The sequence below is a fragment of the Streptomyces sp. NPDC059371 genome (assembly GCF_042751995.1).
In the GTDB taxonomy this organism is placed as follows: Bacteria; Actinomycetota; Actinomycetes; order Streptomycetales; family Streptomycetaceae; genus Streptomyces.
Genome location: NZ_JBHYXD010000037.1, coordinates 36820 through 43021, shown reverse-complemented (window position 1 = coordinate 43021; position 6202 = coordinate 36820). Strand labels below are relative to the sequence as shown.

General features: G+C 73.5%; 5 protein-coding genes and 1 pseudogene. 1 reads left to right on the top strand and 5 read right to left on the bottom strand.

The features are described from left to right. Window positions 1-85: 85 nt before the first annotated feature. The 5 genes and pseudogenes from ACFXGX_RS21675 to ACFXGX_RS21655 all read right to left on the bottom strand — a co-directional run. Window positions 86-772 (bottom strand): annotated as a pseudogene (locus ACFXGX_RS21675) (TetR/AcrR family transcriptional regulator); the annotation flags it as partial. A gap of 57 nt (window positions 773-829) precedes the next feature. Then, window positions 830-1879, bottom strand: a complete 1050-nt coding sequence (locus ACFXGX_RS21670; protein WP_384793623.1) for a PDR/VanB family oxidoreductase — start codon at window positions 1877-1879, stop codon at window positions 830-832. After that, window positions 1879-2790 (bottom strand): metal-dependent hydrolase, encoded by a 912-nt coding sequence (locus ACFXGX_RS21665; RefSeq protein WP_384793620.1) that lies wholly within the window; start codon window positions 2788-2790, stop codon window positions 1879-1881. Before ACFXGX_RS21665 ends, ACFXGX_RS21670 begins: the two co-directional genes overlap by 1 nt. A 111-nt stretch (window positions 2791-2901) precedes the next feature. Beyond that, the gene (locus ACFXGX_RS21660; RefSeq protein WP_384793617.1) at window positions 2902-4830 is read right to left on the bottom strand and encodes a hypothetical protein; all 1929 of its coding nucleotides are present in this window, start codon (window positions 4828-4830) and stop codon (window positions 2902-2904) included. Between the two features lie 77 nt (window positions 4831-4907). Next, window positions 4908-5417, bottom strand: coding sequence for a tetratricopeptide repeat protein (locus ACFXGX_RS21655; RefSeq protein ID WP_384793614.1), 510 nt, complete (start codon window positions 5415-5417; stop codon window positions 4908-4910). Window positions 5418-5571: 154 nt separating this feature from the next. Here ACFXGX_RS21655 and ACFXGX_RS21650 point away from each other — a divergent pair, with 154 nt between their 5' ends. Next, window positions 5572-6042: a hypothetical protein gene (locus tag ACFXGX_RS21650; RefSeq protein WP_384793612.1), complete on the top strand. Its 471-nt coding sequence runs from the start codon at window positions 5572-5574 to the stop codon at window positions 6040-6042. Window positions 6043-6202 lie beyond the last annotated feature (160 nt).

The window sequence follows — 6202 nt, the reverse complement described above, 5'->3', positions numbered from 1 at the left end:
GGCCCGGGGGCCCCTGGCCCGTCACCCCGCCCCCCGCGCGCCGGCCCCCGCCCCCCTGCACCCCCCCCCATCTGTCTTTGGGGGCCGCGGCGAGCGCGAGCAGCCGGACGGCGAGGTCGGTGAACGGCCCGTCGCCCGGTTCGTCCTTGAGCCCCGTGCGCAGCAGCGCGGCGACCTCCGGGTCGTAGGCGGCGCTGACCGCCGCCAGGGCCGCGAAGTCGTGCACGAGCTGCACCTCCAGCTCGCCGCGCGGAATCCGCCGTCCGTCCAGCCAGATCAGCGCGGTCGACTCGACGAGCGAGATCCAGGACCGGATCACCAGCTCCAGCCGGGCGGGCGGTTCCTCGACGTCCAGATGCGACAGGATCTGGAGGTAGGCCGCCTGCCGTACGGCGTCGATGAGCGCGTTGGTGGTCGACGAGCCGACGGCCGGGCCGCCCCGCATCAACGCGGCGAAACCGGGCCCGTGGTCGTCCACGAAGTCGAAGAAGCGGCGCATCACCCGCAGCAGCCGCGTTCCCAGCGGACCCTCGCGAGTCTCCACGAACCGGCCCGCGAGATCGTCCGCGGCGCGCTGCAACGCCGCTTCGTACAGGCTGAGTTTGCCCGGGAAGTAGTGGTACACCAACGGCCGTGAGATGCCCGCGGCCGAGGCTATCTCGTCGATGGAGACCTCGTCGGGCGAGCGTCGGCTGAACAGTTCGAGGGCGACGCCGATCAGCTGCTGCCGTCGCTCCTCGACACCCATCCTGCGGCGTACCCCGGTTGTCATGCGGACACTTTACCGATCGCATCCGGCCGTGATCGGGCCGGTACGGACGGCGGATGTTCACATGTCCAGCACGATTCGCTCACCTCGTGTCCGCGAGACGCAGATGAGCATCGAGTCGTCACGCTCCGCGTCCGTCAGCAGCTCGTCCCGGTGCTCGATCTCCCCCTCCAGGACGCGCTGCCGGCAGGTTCCGCAGAATCCCTGCTCGCAGGAGTAGAGCGTGCCGGGCAGTTCCGCGCGGACCGCGGCGAGGACCGTCGTGCCCGGGGGCACGGTCACCGTGCGTCCGCTGCGCCGCAGTTCGACCTCGAAGGCGGTGTCGCCCCCGTCGGGCGCGCGGGCGGTGAACCGCTCCAGGTGCAGTGCCGCCCCGTCCGGGATCCGTGCCGCGACCGCGGCCATGAGCCCGTCCGGTCCGCAGCAGTAGACCGCCGTGCCCGGGACGGGATCCGCGAACAGCGCGTCCAGGTCCGGCAGTCCGTCCTCGTCCTCGGCGACGACGGTGACCTTCGAGCGGTCCAGCTTCTCGATCTCCTCCAGGAACGGCATCGAGGCACGGGTCCGGCCGCCGTACAGCAACCGCCAGTCGGTGCCCTCCGGGAGGGCCCGCAGCATCGGCAGCACCGGGGTGATCCCGATCCCGCCCACGACGAAGACGTACGCCGGTGCCGCCACGAGCGGGAAGCGGTTGCGCGGTCCGCGCACCTCGACCCGCATGCCCTCGCGGAGCTGCTCGTGCACCTCGCGCGAGCCGCCCCGCCCGTCCTCGACGAGCCGGGTCGCGACGGTGTACGCGGAGCGGTCCTCCGGATCCCCGCACAGGGAGTACTGCCGGACGAGCCCCGACGGCAGCACCAGGTCGAGGTGGGCTCCGGGCTCCCAGGGCGGCAGGGCGGCTCCCTCCAGGCGCGTCAGGACGACACCGTCGGCGACGTGCTCGTGCCGGGCGACCCGCAGCCGCAGGGCCCGGGTGCGGGGCCGGCCGGAGCGGGGGTCCTCAAGGGCGGGCAGCGGCCACAGCGGTGACGCCTCGATCCGGCGGCGCATCGCACGCCGCACGAGCACGGCCGCACCGGCGACGGCGACGACGGTCCGCAGCCCGGGCATCACGCGGCACCCGTGTTCTTCTCGGCGGCTGTGGCGGCCGGGGAGGAGGCGAGATAGGCGATCGCCTGTTCGGTGGAGGCCTCCTGCGAGGGGTGGTAGGTGCGGCTGAGGTAGCGGGGGACGGACCTCAGCAGGTCGCCGGTCGGCGGCAGCACGCCCCGTTTTCCGCTGGTGTAGAAGTCCTTGAAGCTCGCCTTGCCGTTCACGAGCGTCGGATCGTTCTCCATGAAGAACCGGGCGCCGCGCTGCCACAGGAAGACGAGCACGGTGAAGGCGGTCGCCCAGGTCCGCGCCCGCCGGCGGTAGCTGCCGTCGAGGTGCTGGAACAGGTCGAACGCCACCGAGCGGTGCTCGACCTCCTCCGCGCCGTGCCAGCGCATCAGGTCCAGCATGACGGGATCGGCCCCGCGCCGGTCCAGCTCCCCGGCGTTCAGGATCCAGTCGCCGAGGAAGGCGGTGTAGTGCTCGATCGCGGCGATCAGGGCGACGCGCTCCAGCAGCCACCAGCGGCGCGCTCGGCCCGGGGGCAGCGTCCGGTCGCCGAGCAGCTTCTCGAAGAGCCAGTCGACCTGCGCGGTGTACGGCGTCGGGTCGAGCCCCAGCTCCGCCAGGTGGGGCAGCACCTCGTCGTGCGCCTGTGAGTGCGTGGCCTCCTGCCCGATGAACCCGATGACGTCCTCGCGCAGCCGCTCGTCCCGGATGAGGGGCAGGACCTGCCGGTACACATGCACGAACCACCGCTCGCCGGCCGGCAGCAGCAGATGCAGCACGTTCATGGTGTGCGTGGCGAACGGCTCGTCGGGCACCCAGTGCAGCGGTGTGTCCTCCCACGAGAACGACACCTTCCGCGCCTTGAGAGGCGTCCGCTCGGACTCGACCGGCCGGGGCTGCCGGGCCTGCGTGTTAGACATGGCGTCAATGTACTGACGGGTAGGCGCTCGGAGAAGCCCTGTGCGCCCACTTGTTTACGTCCGTGTCAGCAATCCGTGCCGGGTGTCCGGTCCATTGTGCTGTACGGGCGCTCAGCGCAGCCCGGTGACGTCCCGGCCGTCCGTCAGGGTTCCCTTCAGCTCGGCCCGCGATCCCTGCGTCGTCCGTACGGTGAGCAGGGGCCCCGCCGCGGAGCCGCGCACCCCGCCCGTCGCCTCTACCGAGGCCGTGCCCCTGCCGCCGGCCGCGAGGAGGTACCACGTCCCCGCGCCCGACTTCCACAGCACACCGGCGAGCACCTGCGGATCGCGGGAGCCGCAAGCGAGGGTGTTCTCGGCCTGCGCGACGACCGCCCCGTACTTTCCGCCCGGAGTACGGAACTGGGCCATCACCCGGGTGCCGCCGCCCCGCCAGGTGTCGGCGCGCGTGCACATCCAGGCGGCCGATCCGCTCGCGTCGGGCAGCGGCTGGCGCGCGTACTCCCAGGCGTTCACCGTCCGCACGCCCTGAGAGCGCGCCGAGGCCAGCGAGCACGCGAAGGGCGCCCACTCCCGCAGGTTCCGCGCTCCCGCCGCCTCCCGGGGCGCGGTCGGACGGCCCGCGGTGAGGTGGGCCGGGATCAGCTCGCCGAGGTCGGTCAGCAGCCGGGTGCCCGAGGCGTCCTCGACCTGGAGCACGTTCCACGACGTGCACGTGCCGCTCGTCGGCGGTCCGGTCAGCGGGGAGGTGGAGCCGTCCGCGGACAGCGTGAGGTCCATCGCCCCGGCGGAGGGCTTCAGCAGGTCACGCTCGGCGGCCTTGGTCACCCAGGGGGCCGTCAGATAGCGGACGTTGCCGTCGGTCCGGCCCAGCACCACCGCGCTCGCCTCCGCCCCCTTCGCCCCGTCGACCCGCGCGAAGTCGAGGGCCGCGCCGCCCGTGCCGTCCTTGGCCTCGGCGTAGCGCACGACGCGCAGACCGTCGTAGAGGAGCACCACGCGGGCCTGGTCGACATCGCCCGCGTACAGCAGTTGGGGCGGTCCGGGCGGGGCGCCGGAGGGTGTGCCGGGCGTGCCCGCGACGTGCACGGACTTGCCGGGCCTGGCCCAGACGGCGAGCGCGCGCCGCAGCAGCGCGGAGTCGTCGACGAGACCGCCGCGCGCGGGCCAGACGGAGAAGTCGGTGCGCGCGGAGGTCTCCCAGGCCGCGGGCGCCACCCGCTGCACCCTGGCCGGGTCGAGCGCGGCCTCGGCGGCCGGGTTCTGCGCGTAGGAGGGGGCCGCGGCGCCGTCCGGGCCCCAGCCGTCGCCGGGCAGCGCGAGAAGCGCGCCGCACACGGCCACGGCGGCGGTGGCGACGAGCACGGCCTTCCTGTGCTGTCGGCGCCGCATCAGATCGGTGGGCCGGGCCTGCAGTGAGCAGGGGTCGAACTCGGGGGAGTCGAGCAGTGCGTCCCGCGCCCCGACGGCCGAGGCCTCCTCCAGTGCCGCGGCCGGGTCCTCGACCCCCGCGGCCGTCAGCACCTGGCGCAGCCGCGGGTCGGCCAGCTTCTCCAGACCGCGCAGCACGTACGCGGCACGAGCCGGCCCCGAGAGCGCGGACAGCCGCTGGTCCAGTGCCAGTTCGTCGGCGCCGCCCGAGCGCGGGAAGAGCCGCAGGCCCCACACCTGGGGGAGGAGCGGCGGAAGCTGGGACCGCTTGGGCCACGCCCGCCGCTTCAGCGGCAGCCCGGCCTCCAGCGCCATCCGCACCACCTGGAGGCGTACGAAGGCGTAGCCCGGGTCGCCGTCACGGCCGCCGCCGCTCTGCTGGGCGGGGATCGCCGAGGCGTCGCCCGCCGCCCGGCCCCGGGGCAGCGCGCGCTGGGTGAGGGCGTGCGCGGTCAGCACGCGCCGGTTGCGGCCGAGGCTCGGCGGAAGCGTCAGATAGGCGAGCCGGACCAGCCGGGGGTAGTGCTCGACGAGCGCGGCCTCGGCCTGCTCGACGTCGACGACAGCTCCGGAGGAGGGTGCGGGGCGCGGGGCTACATCCTGTGACTGCACGTTCAGCAGAACGAGCGAATCGGCGGATGGTCACCGGCCCCGCCGGTCGGGCGTGCCTCGCGGACCCGTCCGGGGACTCAGTCCGCGGATTCCCCGGGCTCCACGAGAAGGCGGGCGTAGTTCGCCATCGACCGCTGGTAGCGCGGCAGATGGGGGGCCAGCGCGCCGATCACCAGAGCCAGACCCTCGCGTTCACGGCCGAGGTCGGCGAGGCAGAGCGCCAGCGTGGCCCGTACCGCGTCGTCCAACTCGTCCGAGGGAGCGACCAGTTCGGGGGTGAGGAGCTTGACGCCCTCGTCCGCCTGTCCGATGTTCCGCAGCGAGCTGGAGAGCTGGATCTTCGCCCGGCGGCCCTTGTACCCGCTCAGGCCGTGGGCGAGTGCCTCCCGGTACAGGGGGACGGCCTTGTCGGAGTGGCCCGTCGAGTCCCAGGCGCAGGCCTGTTCGAAGAGGCCGAGGGGGCTGTCCTCGGGCAGTTCGGCGACCAGCGCGTCGATCACCGCCCGGAAGTCCGCCGCCCGCTCTTCCTCGTAGTCGTCGAAGCGGGCCCAGGCGGCCGCCGTACGCTCTTCCCAGTCTTCGTTCACGGGTGCCACCCTCGCACAGCCGTGTCCCGGGCGGTACCGGGTTCCCGTCCGCGGCGGGGCGCATTGAGCAGGGCAGTGCCCGCAGCCGTATCGAAGGCAGAGCCCTCGCCGGGGCTCTTCTCGGCGTGAACGCCGACAGGTACCGGAGGAACGTATGAGGTTGACACGCGGGAAGCTTCTGGCCGGGGCGGCCGTGGCCGCTCTGCTGGCCCTGACCGGCTGCGGCGGCGGATCGGACGGCAAGGACGGTGCGGCCGAGGAGACCGCCGTCCCGGCCACGGCGACCGGCAGTCTGGAGGAGCTGGCCGCCGAGGTGAAGTGCAAGCCGAGCATCCAGACCGACGCGGACGAGATCCGCCAGGGTGTCTGCAAGATCAGCACCGGCAAGTTCATCCTGGCTACCTTCGCCACCGACCGCGGCCAGCGCGAGTGGCTCGACGGGGCCAAGGACTACGGCGGTTCGTACCTCGTGGGCGCCAAGTGGGTCGCCGTCGGGGACCAGAAGATGGTCACGACGCTGCGCGGCCGGCTCGGCGGGACGCTGGAGCAGGGTGCCTCGCACCACGCGGGAGGCAGCGGTGGCGCGGGAACGGAGACCGGGCACTCCGGTCACCACGGCGGCTGACCGGAGCGGGGTCCCGGCCCGGTCGCCACGGCGGCTCACCCGGCGGGACCCGGGCAGACACGACAGAAGGGGGGGGGGGGGGGGGTCCGCGCCCCGCCGGGGGAGCGGGGGGGTGGGTGGGATACGGAGCGAGTGTTGTTGAGGGGGTGCTATGGGTGAG

What these genes read in the sequence shown, in the direction of transcription:
- ACFXGX_RS21665 (WP_384793620.1), bottom strand. Translation starts at nt 2,790, where the DNA reads ATGTCTAACACGCAGGCCCGGCAGCCCCGGCCGGTCGAGTCCGAGCGG.
- ACFXGX_RS21650 (WP_384793612.1), top strand. Translation starts at nt 5,572, where the DNA reads ATGAGGTTGACACGCGGGAAGCTTCTGGCCGGGGCGGCCGTGGCCGCT.
- ACFXGX_RS21670 (WP_384793623.1), bottom strand. Translation starts at nt 1,879, where the DNA reads ATGCCCGGGCTGCGGACCGTCGTCGCCGTCGCCGGTGCGGCCGTGCTC.